This window comes from Planotetraspora phitsanulokensis, from assembly GCF_016863295.1.
Classification (GTDB): domain Bacteria; phylum Actinomycetota; class Actinomycetes; order Streptosporangiales; family Streptosporangiaceae; genus Planotetraspora; species Planotetraspora phitsanulokensis.
In genome coordinates, this window is sequence record NZ_BOOP01000008.1 from 70,663 (window position 1) to 88,098 (window position 17,436).

Sequence of the window (17,436 nt, forward strand, 5' to 3'; positions counted from 1 at the left end):
AGCGCTGGTGATATCGAGGCGCGGGCCCGAACTGACTGGTCACATCTGCGAGGTGTGGGCCGGTCCGCCCGCCGACGCGGCGTCACTGGAAACGATCGAGCAAGTCAGCTCTTCCATACCGGCCAACAGCCGTGGAGCCACGCCAACGAATGTGTCCCGCGACTTGGTCTGACTCCGCCCAAGGCTGTTTCCATCGCCGGATAGCGCTGGCCTCCAGACCCCAGTGAACTCGTCGAACGTGACCCGCCGATCGGGGCCTTGGGCGGCAGGCACTGGTCATGGGAGGGCGAACCCGGCTCGGTAGGCATCGCGGTGGAGTTGGGTGGTGGCGCGGGCTCAGGGTGCCGTTGACCGACTACACAAGCGCCCTGATGAGGCGCCCGAAGACGACCGAATTGTGATGGCTGCACTGAGTTTGCGGCCCAAGTTTGGCCGTGATACGTTCACGGGCTTGCTTGAACCGGGAGGAGGGAAATCTGATGCCTAAGGAATGGGAAGGTCGGGCGGAAATCCGCGCCAAGCTGCAGGCTGCCGGCTATCGGCTGGTCCAGCTCGATCCCAAGATCGACGCCCATTTCAACCGCCGCATTGACGCGCTCGCGTACGCCGCGAACGCTAGCGGCGACCTCGTCCCGTGGCTTGTCGTAGAGGCGAAGAACGGCGCGAACATCAAGCCGGAAGTGACGCTCACGCAGCTGCTCAAATGGCGCGAACTGCTTGGCACGGTCGAGCATTACGCAGTTATCAACGGTCAGTGGTTCCGCGCCAACCGCAGCATGCGCTCGATGGAGCCGGTCGATGGTCCGGTGGCTCCCGCCTACGGTGACTCCGGATTCCTGACAGATCCCGCGCTGGCCACCTCGCTCTTCACTGAGCGTCTCTGGTTTGAGGCCGAGAAGGCCCGGGGCAAGGGACATCGTGCCGACTTCTTCTTCCCGCCGGCCGACCTGCTGGCAGAGACCGCCATCCCCGGCATCGAGACCGCCAGCGGCGAGTTCGTTCCTGTACGCCATGACGTGCTTTGGCAGGCCCGGCGTCGAGCGCTCGCGTCGTTCGTGCTGCGGGCGCCATACGCCGTGGAGCACACCACCGCTCCGGTGCTCGCCGACGCGGTCGCGCGCCTCATCGGCAACAAGCTCGTCGACACGGTCCTTGACCCGTTCTGCGGCACGGGCAATTTCCTGTGGGCCGTAATGGATCGCGCGCGGGAGCTGGACGGGCCGGTCGAGTTCGTGGGGCAGGAGATCAACACGCAGCTGGCCGAGCTCGCCGAGCAGATTGCTCGGACTGGGCCGATGCTGGCCACGATCACGACCGGTGACTCGTTCACCGCTGAACTTCCCGATGCCGACGTCATCGTGACGGCCCCGCCGTTCGGCCGCCTTCAGCAGCCGTGGGTCCTGCTCACTGGGGCGCCCGCACGCGAGTTTGAGGTCGCCGCGATCGACCTCTGCCTGCGCAAGCTGCGTCGCGGTGGTCGTGCTGTATTCCTGCTGCCAAACAACATCACCTTCAAGCAGACGCTCGAGGCGTACCGCCGATACCTGGCGAGCGAGTACCGCGTCGGCGCCCTCATCGGGCTTCCGGCTGATGCGCTCGAGGGCACCGCTGTCCGCGCTGTCCTGCTCGTCATCGACCGCGCCGAGCCGGGGGAGACTTTCGTCGCCCAGCTTGGCGCGGACTGGGTGGCTCAGCTCTCTGAGACCGGCGCGGCCATGAGCGCGGCGCTTGAGCACCTGGACGGCGAGTAGGTCGCCATGTTCACCAGTGCGATTCTCGATCTGCGGCTCGAGCGGAATTGGGAGCCCGGTCGTCTGACTGCTGAAGCGTTCCGCTGGCCCACATCGGATCCCGAGCTTCCGCTCCGCGAGCTCGCAACCCATCTCGCCCCGCGCTCCTTCGCGGACGCTGGTTCGCCGGTGGTTACTCCGGCGAGCGTCGACTCTCAGAGTGGAGGCGTCCGGCGACGGAACAAGAAATACCAGGGCGCGGTCTTTCAGGTTGGTTCCGAGCTACGTTCAGGAGATGTGTTGGTGCCGCGTCTCGGCGTCGGCCCGGCCCTGCTCGTCTCCGACCATCTTCGCGGCGCACTGGTCGCCGCCCGATTCTCGGCACTGCGCCCGCTTGAGCCGGAGCTCGGCTTGTGGCTCTGGGGTGTATTGAGTAGCGAGAGTGGGCGTCGTCTTCGGGCCAATCTCTCGCAAGGAGCGGCCGTAGCTGCCGTCGAGGCGTCAGTGCTTCTTGATGCCACTGTTCCGGTCCCGCCGCTCGAGCGGATGCGCCGGGTGACCGGGCCCCTTCGCGCCATCGAGGACTCGACCCACGTCGACGAGGAGGAGGCGGTCGAAACATGGTGGCAGACGACCGACCTTCGTGCTACCGAGTGGCGAATTGCGCTCGCGACGCCAGACCCATCGCTCCTGACCGCGGGCGCGCCGCTGGCTAACTTCTGCGGTGAGATCGCTCGGGGTAGGAGCACGCGCAGGCTCGCCATTGAGGAGGAGGCGCCGGGCTACCTGCCGGTCGCCGACGTCTCGATGCTTGGCGGTAAGCCTCCCCGTCGCTGGGTGCCTCAGGACGAGGGGAACCCGACGGTCGCGTATCCAGGTGACCTGCTGGTAGCCGCCCTCGGGAACCTGCCACACGCCCGCGTTGCCGATGCTCCCGTGGCCGCGGACACCCACGTCCTGATACTCCGCCTGCGAAACCCCTCGCTCGGCCCCGCGCTGGCGCACTACCTCAACGGGCAGGACGCCTATCGGGTGCGACAGATGCTCACCGTTGGGGCGACGATCCCGTCGATCTCCGCCACCGACATTGGACGCATCCCGGTGCCCGCGGCGGCTCTGGAGCAGGCCGATGCGCACGCTGCCGAACTTCCGCTGGCCCAGCGTCTGGAGCAGGTTCTGTGGGAGAGCTGACCTGCCAGCTCTCGCCGCTGGTGTTCGCCGAGCTCTACCGGCTGCTGCTCGGGAGCGGCGACTTGCGCGACGAGCTCACCGAGCGGCTTGGTGAGATCGGATGCGACCTCGAGTGGCTGGAAGCGCGAGCAGAGGACTACGACGCCAAGTGGTGCTTCGATGCGCCCTCGCTCGAGCCGGCGACCGTCGATGACTACGCCTTGCCTGTGGAGCACTCGGTACTCGCCACATGGTTGCTCGCCGGCCTTCGAAACACCGGCGTCTCCGATGAGATCTCCTCGGATCTCATCGACGCGGTCCAGCGGCGCATGGACGCGGACGCGCCCCAGCTGGGGGCTCGCCCCCAGTCGCTGTCGCCGGCTATTCGCGGCTGGACGCTAGGCTTGGTGGCCGGCACGCTCGATCCGACACTGCCGGTAGTGCTGGCTTGGCATCCGGCCGACCCGCACATCTCCGCGGCCTACAAGGGCCTCGTCGAGCAGGTACTACACCTCCAGGACGTGACCGAGCCCTGGCCGGAGCTGGCGGGCACCGCACTGTACGTGCGAACGGGTGGCCTCGCAGAGGCTCTGCGGCCCGCTCCCGAACCGGCAGCAGGTGAGCGGAAACGCGGGCTTCAGTACTCCATCGACCTGCTCATGAGGGAGGCGAGGCCGCAGGCCCCGCTTAATGTGTGGGATCGGCTCCGCGTCAACTGGTTGAATTGGGTCGCGCGACGGAACATCCTCACGCACGTCAAGCCCGGCGAGAACTCCAACTCGACGTTTGAGGACAATGCTGCCCAGGTGCGTACCTGGTACGAGATCCACCTGACGGTCTTGGGCATCACCCAGTTCATCTGCCAGGAGGTCTCCCTGGAGCTGATGGAGATCATCCCGCCCGGACTCCGCAATAACGACCCTTGGGAGTACCTCCAGTACGACGTCAAGACGGAATGGTGACAGGCGTGCGTTTTCGAGGCTCCCGACTGAGCCGGTTGGGCCGACGACGGGCTTCTTCGGCTTGACCGAAGCTGCCGCTGATAGTCGGCGCGTGTACGTGCACCGGTGAAGGAACTGTTCACCGCGGTATGCCGTTTCGCTGGCCACACCAGGCACGCAGGGCGCGTTCTACCGCGACTGGCGGCTGACCGCGATCGACGGCACCACCTTCGACCTGCCGGACCGGGACACGCACGCGAACGTGGAGGCGTTCGCCTCGCCCGCCCGGTCAGGGCGAGGCTAACAGAACGTCGGCTATCCGCAGATCCGTATGGTGTCGGCTGGTGGAGTGCGGTACCCACGGCCCTCCGTTGGTGTCAGCTGTGGATGCAGAACGCGTTTCCGTCTGCATCCACTATGACGACGATTACCGGCAGCGAGTGTCCGAGCCAGCAGGCAAGGCGGTCGCTGCTGTCCCGGAAGGTCCAGCCGTCTGCGTGCGGTTCCGCGAACCGAGACGGGCCGCCCTTGATCTGCATCGCGAGAAGGCGGCCGGTGACGAGGCTGTCCGCAGAGTCGAGGCCAGGGAGAGGCTACGTCTGCGGACCGACACTTTGAGCCGTACCCTGACTGGGATGTAGGTGGACCTTCGGGACCCGGCGATGCTGATCAGACACGGCCCGGCCAAGCCACCAAGATCATTGCTCCAACTGCATCAGCAACTCCAGCAGCCTGTCGTGCACAGCGATCAGGTCAGCGACGTCACGGTCGCCAGCTGCTTGCTTCGCCAACACACCCAGTCGCTGCCGCGCGATGACGGCGTCCTGCTGGTCGCAGCGCTCCGTGACAGCGGCGCGCGCTGATGCCGCCCACGGACCAACCATCTCCTCAGCGATCTCCAGCGCCTTCGGACGCCAGCCGCGACTGCGGTCGGCTTGCTGCCGAGCTCGCTGTGCGCCTCGGTACTCCTGCCAGAACCCGAAGGCTGTTTCGCCGATTACGAGGGCGGGTCCGAGCGCGCGGGCTGTCTTCGCGGTGCCCTCGGCTGCTTTGACCGCTCCCCACGGCTTGAACTTGCCATTGACGCCGTGCCAGATCTGCTTGACGACTGTGTTGCCGACGCCGCCAGGCCGGGCGCCGGCACCGCCGAAGTCACGGGCGATCGACTGCAGACCGCGCAGGATCTGTTGTCGGATGACCGGCCATACGGGAACGGCGGAAGGTTGCTCGGGGACAGCGAGCTCTTCGCTTCTGGGCTTCGGCACATACCGTTCCAGAGCGCTCCCCACGTTCTCGCTCGTCCGCTCCGCGTCGGCGTCCAGGACACTGTCGAACTGCTTCTGCGCCTCGGCGGCGACCGCGCTCAACTGGTCCTCGTCGATGTCGGGGCCCAGTTCCACGAGCTTCGACGCCACGAACGCCGTCGCCTCCTCCGCGGCGCGGGTGACAGATTCGTTCATCTGTTGCCGCTGTTCAGCGAAGGCGCCAGCGACCTCGTCGAGTTGGCTGAGGAGCGGGCCGCCGCCGGCTGTGACGGACATCGTGTCGATCGCGTCACCGCAGTAGGCGGTGAGCTCTCGCAGTGGTGTTGCAAGCCGCAGGTGTGCTCCGCGTGCGCGAACTGTCTCGTCAAGAGAGTCGGCCAGTTCGCGTATGCGTGACATCCGCCGCCGCTGCTCTGGCTGCGGGAAGTCCTCTGCCTGCAGCCAACTACGTGCGTCCGTCCGCACCACCGGTATCAGGTCGAAGACCTCACCGAGTACTTCTCGTAGGTGACCCTCAACCTGTGCCGGGTCTGACCCTTCTGCGGCGCTCTTATTGACGACCAAGAGCAGTTGACTGAGAGTCCGTAGCCGCTGCCGCAGGAGTGTGAAGTAGTCCGCGGCGACGTCATCGAATCCTTCTGCTGTGGCGACGAAAACCACTGCGTCGGCGCCGCGCAGCGCCTCCTCGGTAATCCGGTCATGCGCTTCGTGTTCCCCAGTCCTTACTCCTGGTGTGTCGACGATGAGATGGCCTTGCCACGGGTATGGCGTCGCTTGCGTCGTCGCGATGTCCGCGCCGATCTCAATGTCGAGACCGGTGAGGCATTTGATGAGCGACGACTTGCCCGCTGAGTATTGACCGACGAACACGACCGTGACCGCGTCCGCCGCATCGGCGGTCGGCACATCAGTGGCGAGCGCGCGGAGCTCGTCGTGCGCCGCGTTGGTGAGGACTGCGACAAGTCGGTCGCGGGCGTCGTGTGTCGCGCTGACTATGCCGGCAAGCGCGAGCAGGTCGGCGCCTGCATGGCTGATTTGGCGATCAGTCATGTCTCAGTCCGTCCGTGATTCAGCTTCACTTGTAAGTTCCCTGACCAGGCGCGCGAGCTGAGCGGACCACATCGCGTACGTCTCGATGCGCAGAGCCCTCTCGTTGAGGACTGTATCAATGCTCCAGCGGATTGGCTCCCAGCTTGCGCGCACAGCGTCTTCGGCGCAGGTACGGGCCTGCGCCAGCGCGGTCATGTAAGCGGCCTGGGCCGTGTCCACTGAGGCTTTCCGTTTGGCCAGCTCACGCTTGACCGTCGGCGCAAGGTCTTTTCGGATGTTGTCGACGGTTCGTTCGTCCACAAGGCCAATCAGCAATGAGGCGACCCGTCGGTTGGTAAGCGCGATGGCGGCCACGGCAGCGGCTCCCTTCACCCCGCGAGCTACCCAGTTGGCAGCGCGCGCGTTGAGTGGGTCGCCCTCGAGTGACGCTTCAGGCAGTTGCGGCGCCTCGACCTGCATCTGCAGGGTCGGCGGGTCGAGACCGTGGCCGTCGACGAGCTGCTGCAGGCACTTCTCGGCGGCACCCTCTGCGGCCTGCGCGAGACTCGCGTGTGCCTGCTTGCTCGCTGCGACCGCCTCGGACCGCATGTGCTCCTGCGCCTTCCCCCGGTGCGGCTCCTTCTCCGCGTAGCGCGCAGCTGCCACGACCTGCGTGGTGGCCGATGCGAACGCGTTCGCAGCTGCTTGCCTGACCTCATCCCCGTATTCGTCCGCAGCGGCCTCGGTGTCAGCGCGCAGTTCTTTTCTTTCGGCGACGAGTTCCCTCTTATGGGCCCGAAGCGTCGCTGCGACGACATGAGTTGCCTCCGCTGCATCAGCAGCGCGTGCGCGGAGCACCGCAGCGGCGGTTGCGGGGCGACGTGCGTGTGCTTCCGCCGCGGCAACCGCTAGCGCCGCCTCTGCGGCGGGCACGCCAGACTGGCTCAAGAGCTGCTGGTCTTCGCCCTCGAGACCGCGCTGCGCAAGCCACAAGTTGACGTGCGCGATCGTCGGGTCGCTGACATCAACTTGTGCCAGCACACGGCGAATCCGTGCTTCTTGACCAATGATGTCGGAGAAGATCACTGCGGGCGACAGATCGCCGGCGAGTTCCTCGGCTGTGAACATCTGCTTGTGATTGACAAGGACGAAGACGGGGATGCCGGGAGCGATGGCTTGCAGCACGCGGGTCACTGTCGCCGGCTGCTGGCTGTCGGACCCCGCCACCCACACAACGAGGTCAGCATCTTTCGCGGCCGTCAAGGCGGACGCATCGTCGACGGCTCCCTGGTAGGCGCCGACGCCGGGCGTATCGACAACGTCAATGTCCCGCCACCGGTACGTGATCGGGATACTTGTCGTGCGTTGCCCGCCCTTTCCGATGCCGTCGGCGCCCTCGCCCGTCAGCACGAAGCGAAGCGTCGACTTCCCCGCCTTCGTACGACCGATGCACACCACCCGCGCAGCATCGCCGCGCACCCGGACCAGCTCGGCCAAGAGGCCTTCGATGATCTCCCGTGCCCGCGCGATCCTCAGCTTCAGCGAGGCATCGCGAACCGTGTCATCCTCTTGCCCGATGGCGGCCTCGACCTCTTCGAGCATCGCCAAGAGCCGGCCGGCGACGTCGACGACCTTCGCGTTCCCGCCCTGCGCGTCCGCAGGCACTCTTGCCTCCTCCCTGTGCGGTCAATGCACCTCGAAAGGGACATTTACGCCATTGTGCCCCGTTCAGCGGCGTTGCGTCATCATGATCGCACTCCCCCTGCCAGTCGTCCTGGGGGCGTCGCCGTGGCCACTGGGAACGTGCTGAGTATTGAGGCGCGTCTCCTATACCTACTTGTATAGATATGAACCCAGCAGACCGGTGGCAAAGATCGACGAAGTCGATCTGCGGCAGCGATCGCCCCAGCCCGAGAGGCCGGGACCGAAGTCGGCGATCGTCACGGCCTCGACCACTTCGAGACGAAGCCACCTACAGTAGGCATGGGCCTCGTGGCTGGCGGCGCGCACGGCGGCGCCGGCCGGGACCGGCCGAAGAGCCGCAGCCCGGCCGGCTGGCCGACTTGCGCGCGACGCGGGCCGCCGTAGGCGGGCCGCTTTAATTACGAGAAGATAAGTTGCTTTCGATCACGGAACAGGCTCTGCCAGACTCCTGGCGTGGCGATAACGCAGCAGCTCGTCCGAGTGCCGCAAGCGGTGCTGATGACCTGCCGTCACTCGGTTCACGAGTTGGACCGGTTGTGCTCTTTCAAGCTGGCGCCGACCAGCGATCACCTTGATCTTGACTGGGCACCTGCTGGACTAATCCAGATCGCTGAACTCTCAGGGATGGACCCTCACCCCGTGGCGGCCCTGCGGCGCGCGCTCCGCGGTGACTCCGAAGTCAGCCCCGCCTACCGAGACCATCCCAACACCATCTGGGAACATCCCGTCACAGCCCTCGACGCCGACACCGTTGGCGGGGTTGCCGCGGTGCTCGGGAGTCTCCCCGACGCCGCGTCCGTCCTCGTGCCGCCAGCAGGCCACGCAGCTTGGAATGCCTTCGACAAAGCCCCGCAAGGCCTCGATGACCCTCGCGGCTACCTGATCCTTCACCTCACCGCGTTACTCGAGTTCTACGATCAGGCCGCTCGACGAAGATGGGCCGTCGTCATGTGGTGGGACTGATCGCTCCATCAGCCCCGGTCCAGACGCGTTCGAAGCTGGCTAGATAGGTACCTGCGGCACCTTCCTCATCGGCGCGTAGGTGCATGACTGGCGCTTGAGCTGCTGGTGCGCCGTACGCGTGGACGTTGACGAGAAGGTCGTCGTCTGAGCGGTAGAGCGAGTTGTAGAGCACGGTTCGATGTAGGCGTATCTCGATGCCCTCGACGTCCAGGAGCGGGCGGTAGAGAGCGAGCGCGTTTCTGATCCGCGCCGCCATGATGTCCGGGCCAATGCCCTCCTCGGTGCCTCGGGCTGCCACCTCAGGACTGTCCGAATCGCCGAGAAGGATGCGAACCTTCACGCCAGCACGGGCACGGCTGGCCAAGAGGCGGATTATCCCGGTGTCTTCGGCGAGGAACAGGCCGCTGTAGGTGAGGATGCCGATCTCCTTGGTTGCGCCCTCGAACAGTCGGCGCCAGACGTTGTATGGGACGCCCCAGCGATGGGCGTACACAGCTTGCACATCCTTGGAAATGGCGCGGCGGTGCTGGGGGATCTCGGGCCAGAGGTCTGCTTCGTCGACCTGGAGGAGGTCGGCGATGGCCCAGCGATGCCGCGGGTATGGGATGCGGCCTTTCAGCCAACGGTTCACGGTCTTGGGGTCGACGGCGAGGGCTGCGGCGATGTCGACGGCTTGGAGTCGGGCTGTTGCAAGGGCGTGCCGGAGGTTCTCGCTCACGGGGCCTCCCGGGGGGCGTCGGCTCTGTTGGCGACGCTAGCACAAGACGTCCCTAGACGTCCCTAAGTTGTGGTGTAGAGGTTCCGCTCCGCATCAGAGGCTCAAGCGGGCGGGTCAACAGAAACGCCCTGCTCATCGAGCCGAAGGAGCATCCCTGGTGGACACCATTCGTGAACAGCAGCGGGCCTATCAACAGGATCTGCTGACGGACCTACAGGACATGCTCCGGTCGCGCGAGATCACGACGGTCCTGATCGCTGATCAGTACGGGCGGCCGGCGCTGGAGGTCATGGACAGCCGGTGCCGGATGCGTCGCGTCTTCGTCCATCTCGCGTTCTTGTGGTTCTACTGGGGCGACGAGCGCGACGAGCGTGTGTCGTGTCTGCGACTGCTGGCCGCGGCTGATCGGATCGAGGCCGCCGCAGGTGAGGGCTGGCGCGAAGGAGAACAGGGCGAAATCGGCATCGACCTGACCAAAATCCCTGATGCGCACCGCTCGTAACGTGCGCGGGGGACACCTGACAGGGTGGCGCGTCTATACGCAGATCGCCGACCGTGTTCGGGAACGCATTCTCACAGGCCTGTATGCCGCTGGGGCCTCCTTGCCTTCGGAAGCTGCCCTGTCGGCGGAGTTTCGGGTAGCTCGCAATACCGTGCGCCGTGCCCTGCGCACTCTGGAGGAGGACGGACTCATCGTGACGGCACCATCCAAGGGGCGGATCGTGAAACCTGAGGGACAAGAGGTCACGGCCGTCTACCGGTACCAGGTCATCGCGGACGATCTCCGCCGGCAGATCGAGAGAGGCGACCTCGCGCCCGGAGACGCGGTGCCCAGCGTGGCTGAACTGCGCTGGCTGTACGACACCTCCCGCAACACCGTCCGGCAAGCGCTCGGTGAGTTACAACAGGAGGGACTGATCATGTCGAGGCCAGGCAAGCGGCGGTTCGTCTGCTCACGGGAGTGAGACGTCCTGGGACGTCCTTTCGTGTGCTCTAGGTCGGTTCACGGCGTGGGTGCCTATTGTCTATGGCGTGGGGCAAGCTGAGTGGGCGCACGACCTGGCCAAACAACTCCTGGCGGAGCCGCTTCCGCGGCGGTGGGCACACACGCAAGGAGTCGCCGCCCGTGCCATGGCGCTGGCTCCGATCCTCGGCGATGAGACGGACAAGCTCACTGCTGCGGCCTACCTGCATGACGTCGGGTACTCGCCCGAGCTGGTCGACACCGGATTCCATCCCCTGGACGGCGCACGCTACCTGCGCGACGTGGCGAATGCCGATGACACACTCTGCCGCCTGGTGGCCCACCACTCCTGCGCCGTGAACGAGGCCGCCGAGCGCCACCTGTACGACGCGCTCACTGCTGAGTTCGACGAGGAACGCCCCGAACTCGTGGAGGCGCTGACCTACTGCGACATGACTACCGGCCCGGATGGGACGCATCTCCAGGTCACGGAGCGATTGGCTGAGATCCATTCCCGCTACGGCCCTGAACACCTCGTCAGCCGCTCAATCACCGCCTCGACCCCATGCATCCTGGCGGCAGTGCGGGCAGTCGAAAGCACGCTCGCCTCAGTTGGGGATATGTCCAAATGATCGAGGTTGGCATGATGAGGGGATGCGATTCCCCACGCCCAATGACCCCGAAATGGTGGCGGCCGTCGAACACTACGTCGTACCGGGTGAAGGGGCTTCGCGACGGTACCTGAACTTGCTTCACGGCAACTTTCTGGAACTACCGGGACAAGAGCGCTCCCAGTTCGGACGGGACTTGGCCACCGCCGCTCGGCAGATCAGCGACGAGGAGCTCGCGCTGCTCCTCGACAGCGAGTGGCGCTCCCGGCTCACGGCCGCGTGGCTGATCGGCATCGGTCGTCGCACCCAATTCCGCGACCGTCTGGCCGAGATGCTGCTGAACAGCGAACTTGTGTACTCAGGCCAGGGGTACTGCTTCGCGTTCGCCCGCTTTGCCGACGAGTTCGCCACCGCCGCTCTCGTCGCTTACCTGGATCGCTACCTGCCCGACCCGGACTACTACTACGACCAGCATTGGGCGATGGGCGCGCTGCTCCACCTGGACGAGCGGCTGAGCACCGAACATGCGTCCCATTTCCTCGCGCCGGAGGGCCTATGGGCCAGATCTGCAATGCGCGATCGGGATCCGGCCGAACTGAAGGAAGAGATGGACCGGCTGTGCGCCTTCGCGGAGACCATCAGCGTGTGATCACCCGTCACCATGCATGACGGGGAGTCTCCGGACGAAGGCGGTAGCCGACCCACAGCCGGCTCCCGTGACATCGTCACAGTCGCTGCGACCAACCAGGCCTTCAATGAAGGCTTAGCTGTTGAATGAGTCCTCGTAGGCTTTGCGGATCTTGGCACCGCCGTACTGTCCCGGAGGAACGCACACCGGGCATCCGCAGGGCGGTTTGCCGTGTGCGTTGGGCATGTAGCGCCATCCGGTCACCTGGTTTACTCGCCGAACCCGGTGGATCTCCCTGATCTGGATAGGCCGGGGGACGAACAACTCGTATCCGCGGGCATCGGCCTGCTCCGCCACGAGAGCGGCGGCCTCTGCGCTGGCAAGTCGAACCGGAGCGGAGTTGTAGTGCCCGACCCACACCATCTCGTCGTCCGGGATGCGGAAGTGCACGGCGACGAAGGTGCGCTGACCGCCGCGCCGCAGCTCACGTCCCCACTGGTAGGTCATCTGGTAGGAGGGCAACACCGGCACGCAGTAAACGCCTGTCCCCCCGCCACGCCCGTGACTTTCCGCGCGAATCCCAACGCGTCGCACGGAGCGGATGTTCTTGGCTGCGGTGAGGTGCACAAGCAAGGTCATTGGGTCGCCTTCGTGCTCTGCAAGTGCTTAACCGATGTACGGCACAACCGTGCCGGTGAGGTAGTGACCGATCCTCAAGGCCATTGACCGGTCCATCGACATGGCCTCGGCTTGGCCGCGGGGCACCCATCGCACCTCGGCCGACTCGCTGCTCGGGGTGGGCTCACCGCTTAGCGCTCGGGCGGTGAGCGCGATGGAGAACTCCTGCCGGGCTTCGCCGTTGCTCGTGTAGAGGATCACGTGCTTGGGGTCGGTGTAGGTGCCGACGATTCCGGTGATCTCGCAGAGGATTCCGGTCTCTTCGAGGGTCTCGCGGACGGCTGCCGCGGGGAGGGACTCGCCGAGGTCGATCGCGCCGCCGGGGACGGCCCAGTTGTCGTTGTCGCTGCGGCGGATCATCAGCAGGTCCCCGGCGTCGTTGGTGACTACGACGTTGACGGACGGAACCAGGCTGTTCGGAACGGGGGCTTTGGGGTCGTCGTAGAAGTCGATCCGGCGTGCCATGATCACAACTCTACCGCTGTGGCCTGCTCCCACACCTTTTCGAAGCTGTCGACGTAGGTGGTGACCATGTCGCCACCCACAACTCTCCGCAAATGCAACACGGGCGCGTTGCCGGCGGGCGTGCCGTACACGTGGGTGTTGACCAGAACCTGATCGTCCCCGCGGTAGATCGAGTTGTACAGCACAGTCCGGTGGAGCCGGACCTCGACGTTCTCGCGTCCCCGGATGGGCTTGTAGAGGACGAGGACGTTACGGATCTTGGCGGCCATGCCGTCGTCAATGCCCTCGTCCGCGCCGCGCTGGGCCACCTCGGAACTGTCCGGGTCGCCGAGCAGGATCCGTACCCGAACCCCTGCGTCAGCTTTCTCGCCGAGCATCCGCACGATGCCCGCGTCGTCGGCAAGGAACAGGCCGCTGTAGACGAGAATCCCGATCTCCTCGTCGGCCTGAGCGAACAGACGTCCCCATGCGTCCCTCGGGACGGCCCAGCGGTGCGGGTAGACGGTGACGATCTCGCTCTCGGATGCGGACGCGACCTGCTCCCGCGTCAACGCCTCCGGCCACAGATAACTCTCGTCCGTCCCCAGGTGGGCGGCGACGGCGTACCTGTGCTTTCGGTACGGTGCACGGCCTTTGGTGATCCACCGCTCGACCGTCTTGGGGTCCACCTGGATCGCATCCGCCAGCTCCGCGATGCTCACTCCGCGCTCCAGCAGAACCGCGCGCAGTCGCTCGTTGGCCATCTCACCTGCCACGTTCGGGGACGTCCAGGGACGTGGCCATCCTAGACGGGACGTCTTGAACATGTCCCGTCCTGTAGTGATCTCGTCCTGCCCTCTGGCCGCACTCTCGGTGTCACACCCCACACCGACTGCGACGAAAGGACAGGTGATCATGACAGACACGACCGTTACCCCGCCCGATGAGACCCCCGATTGCGAGTGCGGCGCTCTCCTCGACGACGGGCAGACTCACTGCCGCAAATGCCTCGCCCGTGACCGCTGGGCCCGCCGTCAGGCCGCCCGGCTGCGGGCCCAGCGCCGGCGCGGCGCGACCCGGCGCCCTCCGCGTGACCCCCACACCGCAGCCGCGAGGGGAGTGAGCTGGGCATGAGCACGCTTCCTTTGATCATCGCCCTTGTGTTGGCCGGCGGCGTGCTCGTCGGCTACATCGCGGTCCTCGTCGGCATCAAGCGCGAGGACAAGGCGATGAGCCTCACATCCGCCCCGGACGGTCAGTCGGCCCGGCTCGCCCGGCACGTCACCGGGTTGCACATCCGGGGGGGCGGGCCTACCGGTCGGATCGCTCCGAAAGCGTCGACTCGACCTGGGCGAGCCGTTCCGACAAGTCCCGTACGGCGGTGCGCAGTTCGATGACCTCGTTGACCAGATCCACCGCCGTCCCCTGCCCCGACTCGCTGGACTCTTCGTCCCGGACGAAGACGCCCTTGCCTTGCTGGCCGATGAGCAGGCCTTCGTTCCGGAGGATCCCGACCGCCATCTTCACCACGCTCAGCGATGCGTCGTACTGCTCGGCAAGCTGCGCGGTCGACGGCAACGGCGCCCCGGGCGCGAGAGATCCGCCGCGGACCTGCTCGCGCAGATCGTCGGCGATCTGGAGATAGGCGGGCCGTCCCGACTTCTTGACCATGCACCCTCTTCCGCTGCTGGCGCCCCTATCTCACCACGGACAAGCAACCAAGCCAACCAAGGCCATTGACAACCAGGCCAACTAGGTCAACTATGTTGGTCGCGAGCTTAAGGAGGTCACCACATGCGCACCATCCCGATCCCGGTCGACGTCACCAAGCTGCAGTTCGTCTGCGTCCGCGCACCCCGGCCGCGGATCCTCAATCAGGACACCGGCGAGATCAAGACCGACAAGAACGGCCAGACCGTCTACGAGATCGTCCTGTCCGTCGAAGACGAGCTCGGCCGGATCGAACTCGTCAAGGTCGGCACCTCGGGCGAACCCCAGGTCGCCGCCGGCCAGGACGTCACCCCGGTCAGCCTCGTCGGCTACGCCTGGGAGATCTCCCGCGGCGGCGACACCCGGTGGGGGATCAGCTACCGGGCCGCCTCGATCGTCCCCGCGGGGATGAACGCCCTTGCCTGACACCCTGTGGACGACTCTCGGAGCCCTGGCCGCCCTGGCGGCCGGGCTCTGGGCCTGGCGTCGCTACCACTACCCGTCGTTCTGGCTGGTCATCGGCTTCCCGCTGATGGCCATCACCATCCGCTCCACCTGGCGCACCGTCGCCCTCGGCTGCGGCCTGACCAAGAAGCGGCAACGCTTCTGGTTCACCACCGTTCCCCGCCTGATCGCCTCGACCGGCCTCGTGAAGGTTCGGCGGCGCTTCCAACGGGTTGTCGTCGACACCAAACCCTTCATGTGGCTGCCACGCCCGACCCGGCACGGCTGGCGCGTCACCCTCCACACCCTGGAAGGGCAGATCCCCGCCGACTACGCCAACGTCGCCGAACGACTCGCGCACTCCTGGGGCGTCCACGCCGTCCGTGTCTCCTCACCCCGTCCCGGCCGCATCGTCCTGGCCGCGACCATGCGTGACCCCCTCATCCGCCTCGACCACATCCCGTCCTCGGGCGAACTGCTCAACGTCACCATCGGCAAACTGGAGACCGGCGGCCCGTGGACCATCGACTTCCGCACGATCCCGCACTGGCTCAACGCCGGCGCCACCCAATCCGGCAAGTCCAACTTGGCCAACGCGCTAATCGTCGGCCTGGCTCCGCAGCCAGTGGCGCTGGTCGGGTTCGACCTCAAAGGCGGAGTCGAGTTCACCCCCTACGCTCCGCGCCTGTCCGCACTAGCCACCACCCGCGCCGAATCGGTCGGCCTGCTGGATGACCTGGTCGCGCTGATGGTCGCCCGGATGGGCCTGTGCCGTGCAGCGGGCGCACGCAACATCTGGCAACTCCCCGACGCGGTCCGCCCGGTCCCGGTAGTGGTGCTGGTCGACGAGCTGGCCGAGCTGTACCTGATGGCTGACAAGTCCGAGAAGGACGAGATCGCTAAAACCTCGACTGCGTTGTTGCGGGTGGCGCAGCTTGGGCGGGCGTTCGGCATCTACCTGTTCTGCTCCGGCCAACGGATCGGCTCCGACCTCGGACCCGGCGTCACCGCACTCCGCGCCCAGTGCTCGGGACGGATCTGCCACCGGGTCAACGACCCCGAAACCGCGACCATGACCCTCGGCGACCTCGATCCCGACGCCCTGGCCTCCGCCCGGGCCATCCCGGCCGAAACCCCTGGCGTCGCGATCGTCGCGAGTCAGGACGGCCAGTGGTACCGCGGCCGGTCCTTCTATGTCTCCGAGCAGGCCGCCGAACACGCCGCCACCACCTACGCGGACTGTAATCCGTCCTGGGACGAGATCACCCGTCCCGGACGGTCCTCCGAGGTGACCGAGACCGACCTGTCCGAACTCCTCACCGCCTGACCGACAGAAGGGAGGGAACGATGCGACGCCTCGCCTCATGGCTGCTCGACACCGGGCCGGTCCTCATCCTGGCCGCTATCGCGGGGGCTGGATCGTTCACCCACATCCGCGACACCGCCACCGATCACGGGCAAACCGGCTGGATGTCCTGGGCGGTCGCCGTGTGCGTCGACCTCACCTGCGTCATGGCCGCCCGCGAACGGCAACGTGACAAGAAGACCGGACGAAGGCGGACCGGCCTTACGTCCTGGCCGACCCTCGTCCTGATCGCAGGGATCGTCCTGTCCCTGGCCGCCAACCTCCAGCAAGCTGAACCCACCATCTGGGGACGCCTCACCGCCGCCGTCCCCGCTGGCGCCTTCCTCATCGCGGTCTCCATGCTTGAACGCCGCGCAACCGCGCCCCGCCTCGAACCACCCGCGGCCGTAGCCGTCCCGGCATCGTCCCCGGTCACTGCGCAGCCGTCCGCATTCGTCCCCAGCTCGTCCTCATCGGTAGGCGCGCCGTCCTCTGTGCCCGTCGCCGTCCTGACGGCTCAGGACGGCAGGACGGAACCGATGGGACCGTCCTCGACGCTGGTCGACTACGCCCGCCGCGTCGCCGACGACCACCACGCCAAGCACGGGAAACCCATCACCCGCGACTTGCTCCGCTCGCGTCTGGGTGTGTCCAACCAACTCGCCTCCGACCTGCTTCACACCGTACGCGCCGCCGCCTCGGAGCCCACCTGACGAAAGGAGCCCTGACCGTGAGAATCCGCCTCGACGGCACCCCGGCCGAAATCATCGACGCACTGTTCCGGTTGCGCCAGACCTTCACCGTCTCGGGCGTCTCCCGCACCTACCCCGACCGCGCCAAGAAGCACCGCTCGCGGGTCTTCGTCACCACCACACCACGCGAAAGGAGGTGAATCACCGTGGACGACACCGAGCAGTCCCCTAACCCGGAAACCGAGTCGGCCGCACCTCTGCGGTGGCAGTGCTGCCACTGCGGCGGGACCGGCCTGGACTCCTACGGCGAGACCTGCCGCCACTGCAACGGGCTCGGCCTGTGCTGACCCCGTGAGCGCCCCCGGCCTGGCCGCACATCCGCCAAGACACACGCCAGGTC

The 17,436-nt window shown here is 66.3% G+C and carries 21 protein-coding genes and 1 pseudogene; 14 read left to right on the forward strand and 8 right to left on the reverse strand.

Annotated features, from left to right (window positions below; genetic code table 11):
- Window positions 1-479 precede the first annotated feature (479 nt).
- The 3 genes from Pph01_RS10145 to Pph01_RS10155 are packed head-to-tail and all read left to right on the forward strand — an operon-like array spanning window position 480 to window position 3,862.
- Window positions 480-1,751 carry an HsdM family class I SAM-dependent methyltransferase gene (locus tag Pph01_RS10145; RefSeq protein WP_204072768.1) on the forward strand — a complete coding sequence of 424 codons (1,272 nt, stop codon included), beginning with the start codon at window positions 480-482 and terminating at the stop codon, window positions 1,749-1,751.
- Between the two features lie 6 nt (window positions 1,752-1,757).
- A complete protein-coding gene (locus Pph01_RS10150; protein WP_204072769.1) occupies window positions 1,758-2,921 on the forward strand; it encodes a restriction endonuclease subunit S domain-containing protein in 1,164 nt (387 codons plus the stop codon).
- The gene (locus Pph01_RS10155; RefSeq protein ID WP_204072770.1) at window positions 2,909-3,862 is read left to right on the forward strand and encodes a hypothetical protein; all 954 of its coding nucleotides are present in this window, start codon (window positions 2,909-2,911) and stop codon (window positions 3,860-3,862) included. Before Pph01_RS10150 ends, Pph01_RS10155 begins: the two co-directional genes overlap by 13 nt.
- A gap of 356 nt (window positions 3,863-4,218) precedes the next feature.
- Here the strand turns inward: Pph01_RS10155 and Pph01_RS43665 are convergent.
- The 3 genes and pseudogenes from Pph01_RS43665 to Pph01_RS10170 all read right to left on the reverse strand — a co-directional run.
- Window positions 4,219-4,398: pseudogene (locus Pph01_RS43665) on the reverse strand (DUF4365 domain-containing protein); the annotation flags it as partial.
- Between the two features lie 141 nt (window positions 4,399-4,539).
- Window positions 4,540-6,156 carry a GTPase gene (locus Pph01_RS10165; RefSeq protein WP_204072772.1) on the reverse strand — a complete coding sequence of 539 codons (1,617 nt, stop codon included), beginning with the start codon at window positions 6,154-6,156 and terminating at the stop codon, window positions 4,540-4,542.
- Window positions 6,157-6,159: 3 nt separating this feature from the next.
- Complete coding sequence (locus tag Pph01_RS10170) at window positions 6,160-7,800, reverse strand: GTPase (protein ID WP_204072773.1); 1,641 nt, start codon at window positions 7,798-7,800, stop codon at window positions 6,160-6,162.
- Window positions 7,801-8,292: 492 nt separating this feature from the next.
- Between Pph01_RS10170 and Pph01_RS10175 the strand changes: the two genes are divergently transcribed.
- Window positions 8,293-8,802 (forward strand): hypothetical protein, encoded by a 510-nt coding sequence (locus tag Pph01_RS10175; RefSeq protein WP_204072774.1) that lies wholly within the window; start codon window positions 8,293-8,295, stop codon window positions 8,800-8,802.
- Here Pph01_RS10175 and Pph01_RS10180 read toward each other — a convergent pair.
- Window positions 8,786-9,520, reverse strand: a complete 735-nt coding sequence (locus Pph01_RS10180; protein ID WP_204072775.1) for a phospholipase D-like domain-containing protein — start codon at window positions 9,518-9,520, stop codon at window positions 8,786-8,788. The two genes, Pph01_RS10175 and Pph01_RS10180, sit on opposite strands and share 17 nt — an antisense overlap.
- Before the next feature lie 157 nt (window positions 9,521-9,677).
- Here Pph01_RS10180 and Pph01_RS10185 point away from each other — a divergent pair, with 157 nt between their 5' ends.
- The 4 genes from Pph01_RS10185 (at window position 9,678) to Pph01_RS10200 (ending at window position 11,744) form a co-directional block, all read left to right on the forward strand.
- Complete coding sequence (locus Pph01_RS10185) at window positions 9,678-10,022, forward strand: hypothetical protein (RefSeq protein WP_204072776.1); 345 nt, start codon at window positions 9,678-9,680, stop codon at window positions 10,020-10,022.
- Window positions 10,006-10,485 (forward strand): GntR family transcriptional regulator, encoded by a 480-nt coding sequence (locus Pph01_RS43880; protein WP_204072777.1) that lies wholly within the window; start codon window positions 10,006-10,008, stop codon window positions 10,483-10,485. Before Pph01_RS10185 ends, Pph01_RS43880 begins: the two co-directional genes overlap by 17 nt.
- 67 nt (window positions 10,486-10,552) lie before the next feature.
- Window positions 10,553-11,116: an HD domain-containing protein gene (locus tag Pph01_RS10195; RefSeq protein WP_275412817.1), complete on the forward strand. Its 564-nt coding sequence runs from the start codon at window positions 10,553-10,555 to the stop codon at window positions 11,114-11,116.
- A 22-nt stretch (window positions 11,117-11,138) separates the two neighbouring features.
- Window positions 11,139-11,744 (forward strand): DUF6000 family protein, encoded by a 606-nt coding sequence (locus Pph01_RS10200; RefSeq protein ID WP_204072778.1) that lies wholly within the window; start codon window positions 11,139-11,141, stop codon window positions 11,742-11,744.
- Between the two features lie 114 nt (window positions 11,745-11,858).
- Here the strand turns inward: Pph01_RS10200 and Pph01_RS10205 are convergent, their stop codons facing one another.
- The 3 genes from Pph01_RS10205 to Pph01_RS10215 form a co-directional block, all read right to left on the reverse strand.
- Window positions 11,859-12,254, reverse strand: a complete 396-nt coding sequence (locus Pph01_RS10205; RefSeq protein ID WP_204072779.1) for a hypothetical protein — start codon at window positions 12,252-12,254, stop codon at window positions 11,859-11,861.
- A 135-nt stretch (window positions 12,255-12,389) separates the two neighbouring features.
- Window positions 12,390-12,866 (reverse strand): NUDIX hydrolase, encoded by a 477-nt coding sequence (locus Pph01_RS10210; protein ID WP_204072780.1) that lies wholly within the window; start codon window positions 12,864-12,866, stop codon window positions 12,390-12,392.
- Between the two features lie 2 nt (window positions 12,867-12,868).
- A complete protein-coding gene (locus Pph01_RS10215) occupies window positions 12,869-13,609 on the reverse strand; it encodes a DUF5919 domain-containing protein (RefSeq protein WP_204072781.1) in 741 nt (246 codons plus the stop codon).
- 151 nt (window positions 13,610-13,760) lie between these two features.
- Between Pph01_RS10215 and Pph01_RS10220 the strand changes: the two genes are divergently transcribed.
- Complete coding sequence (locus tag Pph01_RS10220) at window positions 13,761-13,979, forward strand: hypothetical protein (protein WP_204072782.1); 219 nt, start codon at window positions 13,761-13,763, stop codon at window positions 13,977-13,979.
- Window positions 13,980-14,156: 177 nt separating this feature from the next.
- Here Pph01_RS10220 and Pph01_RS10225 read toward each other — a convergent pair whose 3' ends face one another.
- Window positions 14,157-14,516, reverse strand: coding sequence for a GntR family transcriptional regulator (locus Pph01_RS10225; RefSeq protein WP_204072783.1), 360 nt, complete (start codon window positions 14,514-14,516; stop codon window positions 14,157-14,159).
- Window positions 14,517-14,639: 123 nt separating this feature from the next.
- Here Pph01_RS10225 and Pph01_RS10230 point away from each other — a divergent pair, with 123 nt between their 5' ends.
- Genes Pph01_RS10230 through Pph01_RS10250 form a run of 5 tightly spaced genes read left to right on the forward strand, consistent with a single transcriptional unit; the run spans window position 14,640 to window position 17,383 of the window.
- The gene (locus Pph01_RS10230; RefSeq protein WP_204072784.1) at window positions 14,640-14,981 is read left to right on the forward strand and encodes an SCO3933 family regulatory protein; all 342 of its coding nucleotides are present in this window, start codon (window positions 14,640-14,642) and stop codon (window positions 14,979-14,981) included.
- Complete coding sequence (locus Pph01_RS10235; RefSeq protein ID WP_204072785.1) at window positions 14,974-16,326, forward strand: FtsK/SpoIIIE domain-containing protein; 1,353 nt, start codon at window positions 14,974-14,976, stop codon at window positions 16,324-16,326. Before Pph01_RS10230 ends, Pph01_RS10235 begins: the two co-directional genes overlap by 8 nt.
- 20 nt (window positions 16,327-16,346) lie before the next feature.
- Window positions 16,347-17,057 (forward strand): DUF2637 domain-containing protein, encoded by a 711-nt coding sequence (locus tag Pph01_RS10240; RefSeq protein ID WP_204072786.1) that lies wholly within the window; start codon window positions 16,347-16,349, stop codon window positions 17,055-17,057.
- A 17-nt stretch (window positions 17,058-17,074) separates the two neighbouring features.
- Window positions 17,075-17,236, forward strand: coding sequence for a hypothetical protein (locus Pph01_RS10245; protein ID WP_204072787.1), 162 nt, complete (start codon window positions 17,075-17,077; stop codon window positions 17,234-17,236).
- A 6-nt stretch (window positions 17,237-17,242) separates the two neighbouring features.
- Entirely contained in the window at window positions 17,243-17,383 is a 141-nt protein-coding gene (locus Pph01_RS10250) for a hypothetical protein (RefSeq protein ID WP_204072788.1), read from the forward strand.
- Window positions 17,384-17,436 lie beyond the last annotated feature (53 nt).